An 18,497-nucleotide genomic window follows, 5' to 3' on the forward strand; every position below is an offset into this window, starting at 1 on the left:
TCAAAAGCATTGTTCATCGAATGTACTAGAGAAGGATTGGAGAAAAGACAAAAGGAGATTATTCAATGATTTTGATAGGAATGTTACATCATCGGAAAGATCCCACCACTGTCATAAAATCCTATGCGTATGCGGTGGTGGCCAAAGCGGAAGGAGCCCGGTTTTTTTATTTTTCGCCGGGGGAAGTGAATTTTGTCAATCGGACAATTAGAGGACAAGTTTACGAAAATGGTAAATGGGTGGCGCGAATCATGCCCTTCCCACACGTGATTTATAATGCGGGGAGTCCCGAAAAATTAGCTAAATCGAAAGAAATTATTCAAAAGTTGAAGAATGAAATCCCCTTTACCACTCACTCAATCGGGAACAAGTGGAATGTGAATGAACGGTTGAAAGAAGCGAATGAGTTTGCCAACTATTTAATCCCGACAGAGATTGTAAAAGACACGGATCATTTCTTTAAATTTATGGCCGCATTTGAAAAGGCTGTCTTGAAACCGATTGATGGAAGAAAAGGAAAAGGGATATTTTTAATTACAAAAAAAGACGATGCTTTTCTAGTTCGGAGGGATAACACAAGTACCCCTTATTCAAGGGAACAGCTATATGATTTTATAAAGGCAAAAATTTCGAAAGGGACACATATCGTTCAGCCTTATATTCAATCTGTCACGAAATCTGGGCAAGTATTTGATTTCAGGCTTCATGTACAAAAAAACGGAGAAGGCGAATGGGTGATTACCACCATTTACCCACGCATTGCTCCACCAGGATCGATCATTGCAAATATTAACAATGGAGGGTTCACCAATTATTTGGACCCGTTTTTACAGCAAGAATTTAAAGAGGAAGCTTTCAATATCAGGAGGACTTTGGAGTATTTCTCCTTAGCACTTGCAAAACATTTAGATAAGCTTCAAATGATTCAATTCGAAGAGGTCATTGATGAAATCGGTGTGGATATCGGATTAGATGAGAATCAAAAAATCTGGATTTATGAAGTGAACTGGCGCCCGGGTTGTCCTCCTGCATTCTATTTGGAACTGGATGTAGTAATCAATACCATTCAATATGCGATGTATTTGGCACAGAATCAAAAAGTGATTGCGGAAAAAATAAAAGAAATCAAAAAACAGAGCTTTGGGGAACAGAAGGAAATCCCTATTATCGCAATCACAGGAAGTGCCGGTAAAACGACAACGAAAGCATTCCTAGCATCGATCTTAGCAAAGAAATGGAATGTATTCGAGTCGAAAGATTATTGGAATACGACAGAACACACGAAAAAGCATGCTGCAGAAATTCAAGCATCCCATGAGGCGGTTGTATTGGAGTATGGCATGGCCTATCCAGGAGTGATTACAGAACACTGCAGCATCATCCAGCCGAATATTAGCATCGTGACGAATATAGGGAAGGCACATGTCGGGAATTTTGGCGGAGATGTTAGAAAAGTTGCACATGCCAAATCTGAATTGATCCACGGAATGGACCAGGAAGGCATTTTAGTGCTTAACAAGGATGATGCGAATTCAACGTATTTAGAGACTCAAAACTTCAAAGGAAAAATCATTACGATTGGCGTAAACTCGGACGCAGACTATAGGGCTTATGATGTTGCCTTTGGAGATAATGGCATGAACTTCAAGATGGAACTTCAGGGGAAGGAAATGAGGTTCTTCATACCGATACTTGGGGAGCATCATGTTTATAATGCACTCAATGCAATTGCTGTCGCTGATTATTTAGGCGTTGCGCCAATAGATATTAAGCTGGGATTGCTCTTTAGAAAACCGCCGAGACGATTGACCATCTATAATTGCCGTGACAATATCACCCTTCTGGATGATACTGTACACTCCCATCCAGAAGGAGTAAGGGCGGCGATCGATGTTCTCTCCAACGTAGGGAAACACCGTAAAATTGCAATCATCGGACAAATGAGGGAGTTAGGAGATTTACGGGAGGAGGAATATCGGAAAGTCGGCGAATATGTGTACCAGCAGGAAATTGATATTTTAATCACCTATGGATTTCGAACAGATGACATTGGCGCACAGGCAAAAGCAAAGGGATTCCCTCCTGAAAACGTTTATCATTTCACCAATAAAGACAAATTACATGAGTTGTTAGCAGATCTGATTGAAAAAGATGATACAATTCTGGTTAAAGGAGCCAGTAAGACGAATATGTTTGAAACAGTGAAATTTATCGATCAAACATTTAGATAGCAAATCAAAATACCCGAATCATCCACACTACTTACTAGTGCGTGATGATTCGGGTATTTAAAGTTAAAGAATCTAGGAGTTCCCCGTTTATCCCGCATTAACGGGCCAACACGAAGTTTCACTTTATTCTTTTGTTTCCTCTATCAGATGAAATCGAATTTCGTTTGCAGCATTTTGTGCAAGCTGTTTCGCCTCTTCCATACTTTCACCAGCGGCGATGACATAGGCATAGCGATGCCCCATGGACAGCGGTGGAATCAATTTGGTGCCTTTTTTAGGCTTCACGTAAACGTCAACCACTCCAGGGGAATTTTTTGCCCTTTTCTTCCCGGTTACTTTTTCCAATACCCCTTTTTTTGAAACAACGAGATACTGGGTAAAGACGTAATTCTTGCATGTTGGTTTGAGTGAGGGACTCTCCCCTAAGTACAGTTTCAGTGTTTCTTCTACTAAATTGAAACCAAATGCGGCTTGAATCATTTTATTCATCGCGCCCCCGGATATCCTCGGGTTGATTTCAATGAGTTTCCAACCATTTTTTGAAAGCCGTAACTCAAGATGCAAAGCACCGTTTATAATGCCGAATTGAGAGATGATGGAATGTAAAACATTTTCAATTCCTGTTTTCAAGTTACTTGGGACATCCGCATAGACCCCATAGCCCGTAATAATAAACCGTTTACCTTGTGTAATTTCTTGTTTACAAATGCCCGCAATCTGCACCTTGTTATTATAGACAAGCGCCTCGACTAAATATTGATCACCTTCAATATATTCTTCTAGAATGATGGACTCATCCGGATTTTTTTCCTGCAAGCTGGCAATCTGTTTTGTTAATTGTTCATTTCCCTTTGCAAGCAGCACATCTTTGGAACCTGTCGATTTAGGGGATTTCACCATGACAGGAAAGTGGAACTGTGTGTCTACTGTGTCAAAGAAATCCGTCTCGCCTGGTTGGATCACAAGAAATTTTGGGGTATAAGGCTGATCATGTAAAAGGTTTCTCGTTTGCTCTTTATTCTCCATGATTTCGATCCCTTTAGAGGAGATACGGTTTGGACAAAACGCATCACAAAGTATGGATGCCTGATAGACATTGGAGTCGATAAAGCTGACAATGGTTTTGATTTCCTTCCCTTTTGACTTGAGCCGATTCACTTCATTTTTCATTTCGGAAATATTGTCTGTATCCACAAAGATCATCTCATGTACATCCAAGTATTCGTTTCTTTGACGTAGCTGCTTTTCATTTTTGGTGAATAAAACCGTAAAATACCCCATCCGTTCTGCGGCTTGGATCGCTTCTCGACTGGAACCGGATTTATTTGTGCCTACAAAGACAATCGTTTTCAAACGGTACACCTCCTTTAGGAAGCTCCAATCAATTACGCCTTGGCGCAATTACCTCCCTTTATATGTTTATGGAAGAAAACTGTTTTTGGCATGGGTTATGTATCACGAAAGAACGAAAATTAGGAGAGCTGTTCGACAAGAAAATCGGATATTGTGTATGAACAATGGAACAATCTAAGTGATTCGTACAAGCAAGATGAGGACATTTACATATAATGCTATACATGAAAGGAGTGAAACGAACGCCATGAAGCCCCTCTCGGTTAAACATATTCGAACTACAATTGCCGGTGATTTGATTCAAGGGTCCGATAATATGATTGTTTACCATGGAGCTTATCGTCTGAAACAAGTGAAGAAGCCAAATACCGTTCTTTTTTCAAAGCAAAAGATTGTGAAATGGGAGAGGTTAAAAGATTTTTTTCCAATTGTCCTTGTCACGCATCAAACATATAGTCCGAATGAGAAATCAGAGAATTTGACCGTTATCAAAGTAAAGGATACGGAAGAAGCGTATTGGCAATTTGTGAATAATTATCGTAGCCTGTTTCAAATTCCGATTGTGGCAATTACAGGGACTTCTGGAAAAACGACTACAAAGGAAATGCTTTGCCATATTCTTTCCGTAGATAAAAGCATCGCCTGTACAAACAACAGTAATAATTCACGAACCGCTCATTTACATTACCTACTCAGCATTGATGAAGACACAGAGGCGGCTGTTTTTGAGACGGCAGTCGGTGCCCCTGGAGATGTACGCAATGCGGGGAAGTATTTCAAACCGACCATTGGAATTATTACGAACATTGGTGCACACCATTTAAATTATTGTAAAACGTTAGAAGGATACATTCAGGCGAAAGGTGAAATATGCGAAGCACTTGAACAGAAAGGTGTGTTAATCATCAATGCTGATGATCAAAATAGCGGAAAGCTTAATCTGAATCAGTATAAGGGGCGAATCATCAAAGTGGGGATCCATTCTTCCTGTGACTTTAAAGCGCGCGATATCCAATACTGTACAAACGGCATGCGATTTATTGTCCAATACGAGCACAATGAGTATCCGATGTTCGTGCCGGGAATTGGTGAGCATCAAGTATATAATGCGCTTGCTGCGATTGCAGCTGCACATGAAATGGGCATTCATTTCCATGAGATCGCGCATCAGTTGAAAACGTTCCGAAATTTAAATAAGCATCTTCAACTGTTTGACGGTATTAACGGATCGACTATTCTTGACGATACATGGAGCATCACAACGACTTCTTTGGAAGCAGCATTAAAAGTATTAAATGATGTTGGACAAGGAAAAAATAAAATAGCGATTTTGGGAACGATAACGGATTTGGGATCTTGGGGATATATTATCCATGAACAAGCAGGGGAACTGATCTATCAGATTGGTGTAGATGTCCTCATTACCATTGGCGAACATGCGCGTATCATGGCGGATCATGCAGTGTTTTGCGGCTTGAGGGCTCCTGCTTATACATTTAACAATAGTATCCTTGTTTTTGATCTCTTAAAACGGATTACCGATGAAAATACAATTATCTTGATTAAAGGAGATATGTACAGCAAACCCATTATCGAATTGGCCGTTAAATTACGGAAGAAGGAATAGCCTCCTGAAAACACTGGCGTTTAGACTCGGGTGTTTTCAGGAGGCACTTTGTTTCTTCTCGTATTGATCAATTACGCCTCGGCGTAATTCCGTTCAAAATCTGTGACATCCGTCGGAGGCTTTATTTTCATTCAGCGGGCGTTTGAACATCCGTTGAACAGAAAACAAAACTACATGTATAGAGATGGGAGTCTTTTTCTGAATGAAGATAAAAGTTTCTTTCCCTCGGACAAACACCGAGCCGCATCCTACATGCCGTTCATATCGTAAAGTATCTTGAAAGAAAGGAGGGAAATGTATGGGAATCCTTTGTCCTTGTGGCGTCTCTGTCAATGCGTTCTCGAAAAAGAATCGTGTCGAATTGAGGGGCAAATGCGGAACGATTAGAGGAGATCTTACGTATTTGGCCGACGTTTGTGTCACTACACTTGGGAAATCGACGCTTTCCTTGAAGTTTGTGGATACCGGACGTCCATCTGTAAATGACTTTCTATTTACTGCAAATGACATTACTTCTGTTGTCTGCCAGAAAGAGAAGCTGGGTTGTTCGGTTACTGTTCGAGGAACTGGCATCGTGAACGGAAAACAATATCCCTTTACGGCGGTCTTTGAAGATCATGTTTTTCCAGGACATGATAGTGTGAGAAGTTTTGTCATAACAGGTTTCTTTGACCAGAATGGTGCCGTATTTGTCCCGCAAGGCTCCATCACCGCAATAGGTTGTCAGCAATTATAGTCGTATGATGTTCAAATTTTTCACATAGCCATCCTGCTGAATCAAGTTAAAGGGGAGTTGAATGATGAAGGCCAGTAGCGGCCGATTAAGCCAATTTTATCTATTGAATTCCGTCGAAAGCCTATCGAAGCATCTCGTAGAAACGGAACTATTCTCCAAAGCATCTTTATACGATTTTATCGGAAAATACAATATGTTTGTCATACTGCCTGCATTTGGTTCCGGCGAGATTTGTGTGTCCGCTGTCAATAACCGGTTTACGATCGTCTCGAAATCGAAAACAGTGATATGTACAGACAAGGAAACGGTTTATCAACATCTGATGCGTCATGAAATTACGCAGAAATATTATGTGATCAAGCCATTAAAGATGAGTCGCCGGTATGCCCAAGGCCATTGTCGATATCTTGTTACCGCGCATCGGAAATCAGCCTCACATGCGTGGACAATACGTTCTTATACAGAGAAAATGAACACTACAAATGGAAGGGGGATCTATAGGTATTTTCGTCACAAAATAGGGAACTTATCTATGTTGGTTGCCGAAAAACTTGGAGAATCCTTTCCAACGTGTCATACGATCGTCGTTGAAATTGTGTATGACATGCAAATGGGGATCTGGATCCATGATACCAAGTTGCACTTGCCTAGGAGTAAATGGAACCAATATCTTACGCTGATGACAGAACGTTCGCTTAAGCCTTTTATGCCCCATACAGATTTATATACGGAGGCCACTTTACATGATTTTCTTCTCAGATATCATGAAATAATCATCAAGCCTTGTAACGGTCAGAGCGGCTTGGGCATCGTGCAAGTTTCCGTAAATCATGACCATTCGTATGAAATTCATTCAGGAATCAAAAAAAAGACGATAGGGACTCTTGAGGAAGCTTATCATTTTATCGAAGAAAATCATCTATCTGAAAGGGACTATATTATCCAGCAAAAATTACCATTAGCAATGATTAACGGTTGTCCCATCGATTGCCGGGTGATTGTGCAAAAGGTCGATTCGGCTTGGAAAACAACCGGGAAGATTGTTAAAATCGCCGCTGAGGGCTTTATCGTCACCAACGCGGCACAGGGGTTAGTATCGCTGAAGGATGCCATTCAGTATTCGAACATGCGATTTAGATCGATCGAATCATTGGAAGCGAAGATAGATGAAATTTGTATCGTCGCAGCCGGCCGGCTTGAAGAAAACAAAACAGGGATCAAAATCATCGGTTTTGATATCGGAATGACCAAACGGGGCGGAATAGGGATCATCGAAGGCAATGGAGCCCCTGACCTCTCAATGTTTCATAAGCTGGAGGATAAAAAGATGTATACGGCTATCAAAAACATTGAACGTGGTTTCTTCAATGCCTCCTAAGATATTAACTGGATTCGGCAGAAGTTCCCCACTTTGGTACCCATACATTCAAAACATACTTTTCATAAAATATTTAGAGGAGAGGAGGAATCGAATTGAAACCATTACAAGTAAAAGCTGTTCGGAAATTGCTTCAAGGGGACTTAATTAGCGGTTCTGAAGAATGGTATGTAAAGGATGCCATCTATTATAATCGCCACGACCTGACGAAGCGGCATACACTTTTATTTGTTAGTAGAAGCGATGCTGTTAACTGGCATGAAATTAATCAGAAAGGTCCTTCTCTTGTCATTTCAGATCAGCCGATAGATGAATTGAAAAGTGCTTTGCCGAATACGACCGTCATCAAAGTGGCGAGCCTTGTCCAATCCTATTGGAAATTCATCAACTATTATCGCAGTCTATTTACAATACCTGTCGTAACGATAACAGGAACATGCGGTAAAACAACAACGAAAGATATGATCAAACATATATTGAGTAAAGATCGCACAGTCCAAGCTTCTGTTAGCAGTAAAAACGAACCAAGAAGATCTTTCCCGTATTTGATGGGGATTGATGAGAAAACAGACGCGGCTGTTTTTGAACACGGACTGGGGAATTCCGGGAATATTGCGCATCAATGTATGATTTACCAGCCAACGATTGGTATTATCACCAATATTGGTGTTCATCATTTAGATGGATGTCAAAACCTTGAAGGATATATCCGTGCGAAATCGGAAATAGTGGATGGACTGAAGGAAGACGGCACATTAATCTTAAATGCGGATGATGAAAATACAAGAAAGGTTCCTATCCAATCATTCAAAGGAAAGATCATCTATTTTGGCGTCGGTATGCAATCAGATTTTAGGGCTTCTACTATCCGATTCGTTAATCAGGGAATGGCTTTTCATCTCCATTGTAACAAAAGAATCTATAGAGCTTATATACCTGGATACGGTGAGCACCAAGTTTACAACGCGCTTGCTGCTTTAGCGGCAGTAAACGAGATGGGAATGGACATAAAGGAAGCGATTGCCCGTCTAGCCACTTATGAAAATATGACAAGACATTTGGAGTTCTCTGATGGGATTGGTGGAAGTACAATCATCGATGATACGTGGACAAATAATCCGACATCGATAGAAGCGGCATTAAAAGTCCTTGATACCATTGGGAAAGGCAAAAATGTCATTCTTGTCTTAGGTGATATCAATCGATTGGGGAATTTTGAAAAGAAATATCATCGTGAAATTGGCAGCCTGGTGGCCAAAAGGAAAATTCATACTTTAATTACAATCGGAAGTAAGGCGGAAGAAATCGCAAGACAAGCGATACAAGATGGGAGCAAAGCGACTATCCATATCGTGCAAGAAGTCAAGGGGCTTAAAGAAATGTTGGAGCCGGTTTTGAACAGTGATGCCATTCTACTGATCAAGGGACCCATGTCAAGTCGATCGATGATTGAGTTTGCGAGTAGTTTAAAAGACAATCAATGAATAATAGAAAGAAGCATTCGACCACGGTTGTGATGAATGCTTCTTTTAAGCTTAAAGTACACGTCGTGCTGAAATATAGTTTTTCTTAGCCCAATCGGAGTTTAGACTTTCTTTCAGGACAGAACCGGAACTGGAAAGGGAAATAAATTGATTGCCTCCGATGTAAATCCCTGTTTGTGTAATGTTGGACCCTTTATGATCTGTTGAGAAGAGCAGAAGATCACCCTTTTGAAGGTTGTTTTTTTGAACGGCTTTGCCGATTTGCCCTTGTTGGCTTGCGATTTTGCTTTTCAGGTCAATCCCTTGCTGTTTATAAACATAATATGTAAAACCAGCGGGTGTAAAGGTTAAGGATTTCTCATCATATACATATCCGAATTTTGCTTTTCCGATTAGCGTGGATGCGAAGCTGATGAGTTGGTCAGCCGAAGTAGCAGGAACCGTAGGAGATGCGTCAGTCGATGCAATTTTTTCATTTACAACGCGTTTTGCTGTGATAAAACGCTGATCGTAATAATCAACGAAAAGAACGCGAGTAAGGATTCCATCTGAATTCGGAATAATGATCCGGTGATCCCCTGCGTAAATCGCAACTAAACCAGGCGTCTTTGATCCGATCGCATTGCTAAAGAAAACCAAGTCGCCTTTTTGCAAGTTTGCTCGGGAGACTGTCGTTCCCAATTTCATTTGTTCTTGTAGATTGGTAGTGCCAAGCGTTACGCCATTTTGCTTGTAAACATAGTTCACAAATCCTCCGTCTGTAAACTTTTTGGATTTTTCATCGTTCACAGTACCCATTGTCACTTTATCCTTCAAATCATAGGAAAGGCTCACAATGTTATCCTCTGTTGTTGCCGGATTTGAAGGGAGTAAGCTTGGTAGAACGCGTCGAGCCGTAATGTAACTGTCTTTATAATAAGGTTTGCTGTCTAAATCAGTAATCACAATTTTTTGTGTCGGGTCTGCCATTTGAATCACTTTATTATCACCGATATACATGGCTACATGATCTGGAATCTTCGTTCCTTTACTCGAGAAGAAAAGTAAATCCCCTTTTTGTAATTGATCTCTCGCTACGTACGTTCCTTGTTGCATCATATAATCTTCATTATATGTCGCTAGATCTACGCCATTTTTTTCGAAAATATACATAAGGAAACTTGCACATGAAAATTTATAGGGATAAGTGGGCTTATACTCGGTATTACTATAAGTAGCTTTGCCAATCAAACTCTTTGCAGTTTGGATTAATTGATCGGCCTTTGCTTCAACAGCCGACTGGTTGTTCTGGATCGTCGTCGTAGCCGCTAGTACATTTGTTTGAAGTGGGAGAGGTGTTCCCAATGTACTTAGGCTGACGCACGCGATTAAAGTAGCAGTCACTAATTGTTTTTTCATTCGTTTGTTGCCTCCTAAAAACTTTCTAGTAGAACTCGCAATTGATCGTAACATAGAAAAAGTTCTGCACTTCGAGGGAATTGTTTCCAGACGGATTGTTGGGTGATCCTTAAGCCTTGATCCCATTGGGTTCTCCACGTATTTTTACAATTAGATTACAGCGTGTAACAATCAAAAATGACAGTCTAAATTATTAACTCCTCATAAAAAGCAGGTGAGAACTGTACTTATATAAAGAGGGGAATAAGAAAGGTTTGAACAAACAAATGGAGAGGAGGTTTAGTAGGAATGAAAAAAGGTAACAGGTTGAATGTGTTAACGGAGTGAATGAAGGGACGGAACAAGCGGAAAATATGATGATCTCCGTTCCCGTTTTGCAAATTTCTTGAAACAGGAGCTGATTACATGCGATTGGCAGGGAAAACGGCAATCATAACAGGCGGTGCAAATGGAATCGGTCTTGCAGCATGTCAACGATTCGGGGAAGAAGGGGCAAACGTTATCATGGCGGATTTCGACGAATTGGCAGGAAAACAGAGTGAAGCGGATTTCGCCAGGATAGGGGTAAAAGCGACATTTATCCAAGTTGATGTGGCAGATCGAAATAGTGTCAAACAATTGGTCGATCAAACGTTGGAACACTATGGGAAAATTGATATTTTGATCAATAATGCAGGCATTACAAAAGATGCGACTTTGGTCAAAATGGATCCGCTTGATTTCCAACATGTGCTTGACGTGAACTTGACTGGTGTTTTCAACTGTACGCAAGCGGTTGTCCCACATATGCTCACAAATGGATACGGCAAGATCATCAATACATCTTCAGTCAGCGGTATATACGGGAACTTTGGGCAAACCAATTACGCGGCGGCAAAGGCGGCGATTGTCGGCATGACGAAGACATGGGCGAAGGAATTCGGACGGAAAGGCATCCATGTCAATGCGGTTGCGCCAGGCTTCACTGCTACCGCAATGGTCAAGAAGATGCCTGAAAAAGTGCTCGATCAAATGAAAAGTTCCGTTTCTTTACAACGGCTCGGGAAACCGCGTGATATCGCCAATGCATATTTGTTTCTTGCGAGTGAGGAGTCGGATTATGTGCATGGCCATGTCTTGCATGTCGATGGCGGCATCATGATGTAACCTATCAAATGTACGAAAAAGAGTAAAGACAAAGTCAGAAATAGACTTTGTCTTTACTCACATTTTTTCATATGCATAGGTCGGCTCGTTGAGTTGAAGATCTACTTGCACGTGTAAGTCGTGTCCATCAAAAAACCATGCATCTCTACTTTCGATGTAGAACAGAATACCGTCGTGTTCTGTTTGGACCGCAATCTCCTCGGGATTCTCCACTTTGACGCCTAGCGAAAAGCCATCATGTAAAGGACTGCTCCCCCCGTATCTGGCATAGAAATTAACGCAATCTCCTGACTCAACATCCATTTCTTCCTTGAACCAATTGAGCGCTTCTTCCGATAAGACGATTTTCATAGTGTGGCACCAGCCTTTCCGTTGCTATCCCCATTGTATTATAACCACTTCACTTTTGGCTCGGTTCCTGCTTTGATCCGTCCAATATTGGCACGGTGGCGATAGAATATGAATAGGCCAAATAGACCGATCATAATCATCAAATAGAAATCTCCGGTTCGAATGTAGTGATAAATGCTATACAAAAATCCGACGACAGATACGATCATCGAACTTAAAGAGACCATTTTCGTCAGTTTCAAAGCGATGAAGAAAGTGACAAGCACGACGATGAAGACAGGCCAGTGATAGGCAAGGACGACCCCGCCTGATGTAGCAACGGCTTTTCCGCCTTTGAATCGTGCGAATATCGGAAACATATGGCCGACGACCGCGAGGACCCCTGGAATGAGCGGGTGAACGTTCACAGACGCGAAATAAGGCAATGACAGCAAAAGAACGGCAGCAGTCCCTTTCAATATATCGAGAGTCGTCACCGCCAGTCCGGCTTTCTTTCCGAGTACCCGGAATGTATTCGTTCCACCAAGGTTACCGCTACCATGTTCCCTGATATCCGTTTTGTAAAATAGTTTTCCGATCCAAAGTGCGGATGGAATCGAACCTAGTAAATAGGCGAACAGTAACAATAAGATAAGTTCCATTTCATACCCCTTTATAATTGCAGATGTCTGTAATCAGTTTAGCAGAACCGTCCAATCCCGACAATGGGATTCGCATATGAATGACCACGTTAAATCAGAAATAATGAGTGGGTAAATCAGAAGTTTTACAATGCCGGCATCCGTTTTGTATAGCTAAGTTTTTCCTATCTTCGTTGCATTCAACCGCTTTCTTCTATACAATTAATTGAGCAAGCTACTGTAAACGTTGATTTGACAAGGTTTATCGGAAGCGATACGATAATATATATAGAGTGCAGAACATTTGTTTGATGGGGGTTGTAACTTGACGAAACAAAAAGAAACCTATACGTACAATGACGATTCGATACATATTCTGGAAGGGCTTGATGCTGTCCGGAAACGGCCGGGTATGTATATCGGATCTACTGATTCCCGGGGGCTTCACCACCTCGTCTACGAAATTGTGGACAATGCGGTGGATGAAGCGTTGGCGGGGTTCGGCTCGGAAGTGGATGTGACGCTACACAAAGACGGGAGTGTCAGTGTGCGGGACTATGGGCGAGGAATGCCTACCGGAATACACCAAACCGGGAAACCGACAGTCGAAGTTATTTTAACTGTGCTCCACGCTGGGGGGAAGTTTGGCCAGGGAGGCTATAAGACAAGCGGTGGACTGCACGGAGTCGGTGCGTCTGTCGTCAACGCCTTGTCTGAATGGCTCGAAGTGACCATATTCCGAGACGGTCAAAAATTCCGTCAACGCTTTGAGAAAGGTGGAAAGCCGGTTACCACACTTGAACAAGTCGGAACGACACGGGAAAGAGGGACACTGATTCATTTCAAGCCGGATCCGTCCATCTTCTCGACGATCAAATACCAATACGATACGCTGAGTGAACGCTTACGCGAGTCGGCGTTCTTGTTGAAAGGTTTGAAAATTGACCTGAAGGAAGAAGGCACCGACAAACACGATGTTTTCCACTACGAAACAGGCATAGAAGCTTTCATCACCTACCTGAATGAAGAAAAGGATGTGTTGCATCCAGTCGCTTATTTGGATGGGGAATCGGATAACATCGAAGTCGAGTTCGCTTTCCAATTCAGTGACGGCTATTCGGAAACCATTTTGTCTTTCGTCAATAACGTGCGGACAAAAGATGGTGGGACACATGAAACAGGTGCCAAAACAGCGATGACACGCGTGTTCAACGAATATGCAAGGAAAACGGGCTTATTGAAGGACAAAGATAAAAACTTAGATGGAGCGGATATTCGGGAAGGGATTTCGGCAATCGTTTCGGTCCGTATCCCGGAGGAAATCTTACAATTCGAAGGACAGACGAAAGGAAAACTTGGGACAAGTGAAGCCCGTAGCGTAACTGATGCGATCGTTTCACAGAAACTGCTTTATTTCCTTGAAGAAAATGCGGAGCTCAGTGCATCACTTGTCCGGAAGGCCATCCGGGCGCAACAAGCGCGGGAGGCGGCACGAAAGGCACGGGAAGATGCACGTTCTGGAAAAAAGAGAAAACGATCGGATACACTTCTGTCCGGTAAATTGTCACCTGCTCAATCGCGGAATGCGGCCAAAAATGAACTTTATCTTGTCGAAGGAGACTCGGCCGGCGGATCTGCGAAACAAGGCCGCGATCGGACATTCCAGGCGATTCTGCCTTTACGTGGGAAGGTCATTAACACCGAAAAAGCGAAACTGGAAGACATTATGAAAAACGAAGAGATCAACACAATCATCCATGCGATCGGGGGCGGTGTAGGGTCGGATTTCCAAATCGAAGATATCGCCTACGATAAAATCATCATCATGACGGATGCGGATACGGATGGCGCCCATATCCAAGTGTTGTTATTGACGTTTTTCTATCGCTATATGAAACCGTTGATTGAAGCCGGGAAAGTGTATATTGCGCTACCACCGCTCTATAAAGTGTTCAAAGGGGCAGGAAAGAACGAAAAAGTCGAGTATGCCTGGACGGAGGCCGACCTCGATGCCGCGATGAAAAAAATCGGTAAAGGGTATATGCTCCAACGCTACAAAGGGTTAGGGGAGATGAATGCCGATCAGTTATGGGATACGACGATGAATCCCGAAACTCGGACATTGATCCGTGTGACCATCGAAGACAGCGCTACATCTGAGCGTCGTGTGACGACATTGATGGGCGACAAAGTGGAACCGAGACGACGCTGGATAGAAGAGAACGTCGATTTTGGCATGCTTGAAGAACAAAATATTTTGGACAATGAATTTTTGCACGTTGAGGGGGATTTTGAATGACAGTATCAGAACGTTATCAAGACCTGCCCTTAGAGGAAGTCATCGGAGACCGATTTGGGCGATATAGTAAGTACATCATTCAAGATAGGGCATTGCCGGATGCGCGTGATGGGTTAAAACCGGTTCAACGGCGTATTTTATATGCGATGTACCATGAAGGCAACACCCATGAAAAAGCGTTCCGGAAATCAGCCAAAACAGTCGGGAACGTCATCGGGAACTACCATCCGCACGGCGATAGTTCCGTCTATGAGGCAATGGTACGAATGAGCCAAGACTGGAAGCTCCGGCATATGATGATCGAAATGCACGGTAACAACGGCTCAATAGACGGTGATCCGGCTGCAGCCATGCGTTACACGGAAGCAAGATTATCCGCGATTTCAGGTGAAATGCTGCGGGATATCGGGAAAAACACAGTCGATTTTGTTCCGAACTTTGATGATACGGAGCCTGAACCGACTGTCTTGCCATCCCGTTTTCCAAACTTGCTGGTCAACGGTTCTACAGGCATTTCCGCCGGGTATGCAACGGATATCCCTCCACATGCCTTGCATGAAGTGTTGGATGCCGTTCTGATGCGGATGGACAATCCGGATGTTACCGTCGATGAACTGATGACGGTTATCCAAGGACCCGATTTTCCGACAGGCGGGATCATTCAAGGGACAGACGGCATTAAAACTGCTTATAAAACAGGAAAAGGCCGTTTTGTCATTCGTGCAAAAACGGCGATTGAGCCATTAAAAGGCGGAAAATCACAAATTGTCGTTACAGAAATCCCATATGACGTCAATAAGGCGAATATGGTGAAGAAAATCGACGAGCTGCGCTTAGATCGCAAACTGGATGGCATTGCGGATGTCCGGGATGAATCGGATCGGACAGGTCTCCGTGTTGTCATTGAACTGAAGAAAGACATCGATGGCAACGGAATCCTCCAATACTTGTTGAAAAATACAGACCTGCAAGTGACGTACAGTTTCAATATGATCGCCATTTCAGATCGCAGACCGAAGCTGATGTCGCTACCGATGCTTCTGGACGCTTATATAGGCCATCAGAAGGAGGTTGTCACACGCAGGTCACAGTACGATATCCAAAAGGCGAAAGACCGTCTGCATATCGTAGAAGGCCTTATGAAGGCATTGTCGATCTTGGATGAAGTGATCAAAACGATTCGTGCATCGAAAGACAAACGTGATGCCAAAAATAATCTGATTGCGAAATTCGATTTTTCTGAGGTACAAGCCGAAGCCATTGTATCGCTCCAATTATACAGACTGACGAACACGGATATCACAGAGCTTCAGCAAGAAGATGCGGAGCTTCGTAAATTGATTGAACAGTTGGATGCCATATTGAAAAGTGATAAAAAGCTATCAGCTGTCATTAAAAAAGAGTTGTCCGCCATCCGGAAACAATTCGCTGAACCTCGCCGATCAGTCATTGAAGCGAAAATCGAAGAAATTAAAGTGGATCTCGATATCCTTGTGCCGAGCGAGGAAGTCATCGTATCCGTTACGAAAGACGGTTATGTCAAACGGACGAGTGTCCGTTCTTACGGTGCTTCAAATGGCACTGGGCAGGAAATGAAGGAATCGGACTACAGTCTGCTGGAAGCCCCGATGAATACCCAGCATCATCTGTTATTGTTCACCTCCGCTGGAAATTATATTTATCAGCCAATCCACGAACTGCCTGATATTCGATGGCGGGACTTGGGACAACATATTTCGAGCATTATCCCATTGGAACAAAATGAGTCGATTATCGCTGCCATTGGACTTGAAAATTTCGATGAAGATGCTTCTATCGTCACCGCTTCCGCAAACGGCTCGATTAAAATGTCGAAACTTGCGGATTACCGAGTGCAGCGTTATTCAAGGACATTCAAAGCGATGGGGATTAAAAAAGGGGATTCGATGATCGATGCAAGGCTCGTCAAAGGAGAAGAGGACGTCATCTTGTTCACACATCAAGCCTACGCACTTCGCTTCTCACTTTCTGAACTGTCTGTAACCGGAATACGCACAGCAGGCGTACGTGGTATCAATTTGAAAGAAGGGGACCAAGTCGTCGCCATGGAAATTGTTCCTGATGACAGCGGCTCAATCTTGATTGGCACCCAGCGCGGAAACGTGAAGCGGATGGGCTTAAAAGAGTTGGAAACGGCATCGAGAGCCCAGCGTGGTGTAGTGGTCCTAAAAGAATTGAAAACGAACCCGTACCGGCTCATCGGAGCAAAAATCGTGAAAAATGACGAAATCATCGTCCTAGCAACGGATCAGGATCAAAAGATTCCGATCGTCGCGGGATCATTACGATTGGTCGAGCGCTATTCTAATGGTAGCGCGACAGTCGATGAGAAAAAAGACGGCATCGTCACGCATATGTACAAAGATCCGAAAGCTGAAATTGAATAAACACCAAAAAAAGTCATGGGGAAACCGCCCATGACTTTTTTGGTTGTTGCAAAGAAAAAACGAACTTTCCATTTAGGAAGTTCGTCAGTACTCAATCTATGGGAAATAAAGTATTTAAAAATAAATGTTCAAGCGAATCCTCATTGTATTTCGCCATTTGCTAAAGCTTTCTTAATCAAATCTGGTGTTACCACCATCCCAGAATTGACGATTTCAAGCGCTTTTTTCTGTAAAGTATCACTTAAATGTAAGTTCTCAAGCTGCAAATTTTTCATTACACGGTTAAATTCAGGAGAATTTAATTGAATTTGCTTCAACATTAATCACTCCTTCCTATACCTTTTATTTCGTTGACATATAAGTAAAAGCACTTTTTAGAAAGTTTTTTTCTTCTTCCGTAAAAGGATTGAGTATGTTGGGTTCGTCATATAGATGCGTTGACTTTATTTCAGCTGTGTCTATTTTCGATAACGTTTGATTAGAGAGTGCTACCAAAGGTTTGATAAATTTTAAGGCTTCATCAGATTCAGGATTTGTTTCGTTCGCCACAAGTCTTTTTAAATTCATAAAAAATGAAAAGTACTCTTTATCTAAATTAAGTCTTTCTTCACTTCTGAAATTGTGAATAGAATCTTTGATTTTACTATATTCATTAAGATTTTCCTCTTCAAAAAGAATTGAATGAATAATAAAGCAAAATAATTTCACATCTATCTTTTCGTGGGCTGAGATGATTGACTCCATATGATTTAACTGATCAATGTTCTGGCGAATTCTCTCTAGTTCTACAACAAGTTCTCTTTTTTTAAATGCAATTGAGTGGCTAAGTTGCTGTGCCTCTATATATTGGGATTCTAATAAATCCGCGATGTCTTTAAGGGAAAATCCAATGAATATAAGAGATTGTATCTGTTGTAGACGTGAGAGATCATCCAGACTATAAAGTCGGTGTCCTCCTTCTGTATAGTCAGTTGGTAATAGCAAGCCAATTTTATCGTAATATCTAAGTGTTCGGATGGTAACTCCCGTTTGCTTAGCCAATTGCCCAATTGTCAACATATTATCTGACATACGAAATCCCCTTTTCTATATTTTTTCTATGCCTTTAATATAGGGTACAGCAGGATAATAATATGGTTTTTGAAAAGCAATCCGAATAATAGCATTCATAATGATTAAAGTTTCCATAGCCAATAAAGCGTACTTTACCCATGGAGGAAGGAGACTGCTAATAATAAACAGTGGAAAAATAGTCAAATGGAAGTTAAGTGCTTTGCGGCTCGACTCCCAGTAATATAAATTTCTCTTCCTTGTAACTAAATACAAAATAAGCGGAGGGATCACACCAAGAAATAGTGAAATTCCAAGCATTATTTGTACAGAAAAAATTTCCTTTTTGGATGGTTTATTCATTTTGGTCACCTTTCCTATTTATCTTAAATATAAGC

At 42.1% G+C, this 18,497-nt stretch carries 15 protein-coding genes; 8 read left to right on the top strand and 7 right to left on the bottom strand.

Annotated elements, in window-relative coordinates:
- Window positions 1-65: 65 nt before the first annotated feature.
- Entirely contained in the window at window positions 66-2,231 is a 2,166-nt protein-coding gene (locus MHZ95_RS03880; protein ID WP_239389216.1) for a YheC/YheD family protein, read from the top strand.
- A 123-nt stretch (window positions 2,232-2,354) separates the two neighbouring features.
- On the opposite strand, the gene MHZ95_RS03885 is transcribed toward MHZ95_RS03880, so the two are convergent.
- On the bottom strand, window positions 2,355-3,584 hold the full coding sequence (locus MHZ95_RS03885) for an ATP-grasp domain-containing protein (protein WP_239389217.1): 1,230 nt from the start codon (window positions 3,582-3,584) through the stop codon (window positions 2,355-2,357).
- Between the two features lie 316 nt (window positions 3,585-3,900).
- On the opposite strand from MHZ95_RS03885, the gene MHZ95_RS03890 reads away from it, so the two are divergent.
- The 4 genes from MHZ95_RS03890 (at window position 3,901) to MHZ95_RS03905 (ending at window position 8,809) form a co-directional block, all read left to right on the top strand.
- Window positions 3,901-5,211 carry a Mur ligase family protein gene (locus tag MHZ95_RS03890; RefSeq protein ID WP_239389218.1) on the top strand — a complete coding sequence of 437 codons (1,311 nt, stop codon included), beginning with the start codon at window positions 3,901-3,903 and terminating at the stop codon, window positions 5,209-5,211.
- 298 nt (window positions 5,212-5,509) lie between these two features.
- The gene (locus tag MHZ95_RS03895; RefSeq protein WP_239389219.1) at window positions 5,510-5,947 is read left to right on the top strand and encodes a hypothetical protein; all 438 of its coding nucleotides are present in this window, start codon (window positions 5,510-5,512) and stop codon (window positions 5,945-5,947) included.
- Window positions 5,948-6,008: 61 nt separating this feature from the next.
- Window positions 6,009-7,325 (top strand): YheC/YheD family protein, encoded by a 1,317-nt coding sequence (locus MHZ95_RS03900; RefSeq protein ID WP_239389220.1) that lies wholly within the window; start codon window positions 6,009-6,011, stop codon window positions 7,323-7,325.
- A gap of 95 nt (window positions 7,326-7,420) precedes the next feature.
- Window positions 7,421-8,809: a Mur ligase family protein gene (locus tag MHZ95_RS03905; RefSeq protein ID WP_239389221.1), complete on the top strand. Its 1,389-nt coding sequence runs from the start codon at window positions 7,421-7,423 to the stop codon at window positions 8,807-8,809.
- 51 nt (window positions 8,810-8,860) lie between these two features.
- On the opposite strand, the gene MHZ95_RS03910 is transcribed toward MHZ95_RS03905, so the two are convergent.
- Complete coding sequence (locus MHZ95_RS03910) at window positions 8,861-10,207, bottom strand: C40 family peptidase (protein WP_239389222.1); 1,347 nt, start codon at window positions 10,205-10,207, stop codon at window positions 8,861-8,863.
- Between the two features lie 405 nt (window positions 10,208-10,612).
- On the opposite strand from MHZ95_RS03910, the gene fabG reads away from it, so the two are divergent.
- Window positions 10,613-11,353: a 3-oxoacyl-ACP reductase FabG gene (fabG, locus tag MHZ95_RS03915; RefSeq protein ID WP_239389223.1), complete on the top strand. Its 741-nt coding sequence runs from the start codon at window positions 10,613-10,615 to the stop codon at window positions 11,351-11,353.
- Window positions 11,354-11,410: 57 nt separating this feature from the next.
- On the opposite strand, the gene MHZ95_RS03920 is transcribed toward fabG, so the two are convergent.
- Both MHZ95_RS03920 and plsY read right to left on the bottom strand, forming a co-directional pair.
- A complete protein-coding gene (locus MHZ95_RS03920; protein WP_239389224.1) occupies window positions 11,411-11,704 on the bottom strand; it encodes a HesB/YadR/YfhF family protein in 294 nt (97 codons plus the stop codon).
- Between the two features lie 38 nt (window positions 11,705-11,742).
- Window positions 11,743-12,345 (bottom strand): glycerol-3-phosphate 1-O-acyltransferase PlsY, encoded by a 603-nt coding sequence (plsY, locus tag MHZ95_RS03925; RefSeq protein ID WP_239389225.1) that lies wholly within the window; start codon window positions 12,343-12,345, stop codon window positions 11,743-11,745.
- A 304-nt stretch (window positions 12,346-12,649) separates the two neighbouring features.
- On the opposite strand from plsY, the gene parE reads away from it, so the two are divergent.
- Together parE and parC are read left to right on the top strand one after the other, a co-directional pair.
- On the top strand, window positions 12,650-14,623 hold the full coding sequence (gene parE / locus MHZ95_RS03930) for a DNA topoisomerase IV subunit B (protein WP_239389226.1): 1,974 nt from the start codon (window positions 12,650-12,652) through the stop codon (window positions 14,621-14,623).
- Window positions 14,620-17,049 carry a DNA topoisomerase IV subunit A gene (gene parC, locus MHZ95_RS03935; RefSeq protein WP_239389227.1) on the top strand — a complete coding sequence of 810 codons (2,430 nt, stop codon included), beginning with the start codon at window positions 14,620-14,622 and terminating at the stop codon, window positions 17,047-17,049. Before parE ends, parC begins: the two co-directional genes overlap by 4 nt.
- Window positions 17,050-17,189: 140 nt before the next feature.
- Here the strand turns inward: parC and MHZ95_RS03940 are convergent, their stop codons facing one another.
- The 3 genes from MHZ95_RS03940 to MHZ95_RS03950 are packed head-to-tail and all read right to left on the bottom strand — an operon-like array spanning window position 17,190 to window position 18,462.
- Window positions 17,190-17,366 carry a Zn-dependent hydrolase gene (locus MHZ95_RS03940; RefSeq protein ID WP_239389228.1) on the bottom strand — a complete coding sequence of 59 codons (177 nt, stop codon included), beginning with the start codon at window positions 17,364-17,366 and terminating at the stop codon, window positions 17,190-17,192.
- A gap of 25 nt (window positions 17,367-17,391) precedes the next feature.
- Window positions 17,392-18,120, bottom strand: a complete 729-nt coding sequence (locus tag MHZ95_RS03945; RefSeq protein WP_239389229.1) for a MerR family transcriptional regulator — start codon at window positions 18,118-18,120, stop codon at window positions 17,392-17,394.
- Window positions 18,121-18,135: 15 nt separating this feature from the next.
- The gene (locus tag MHZ95_RS03950) at window positions 18,136-18,462 is read right to left on the bottom strand and encodes a magnetosome magnetite crystal formation protein family (protein ID WP_239389230.1); all 327 of its coding nucleotides are present in this window, start codon (window positions 18,460-18,462) and stop codon (window positions 18,136-18,138) included.
- Window positions 18,463-18,497: the final 35 nt, after the last annotated feature.

The organism is Sporosarcina sp. ACRSM (assembly GCF_022346545.1).
Lineage (GTDB): Bacteria > Bacillota > Bacilli > Bacillales_A > Planococcaceae > Sporosarcina.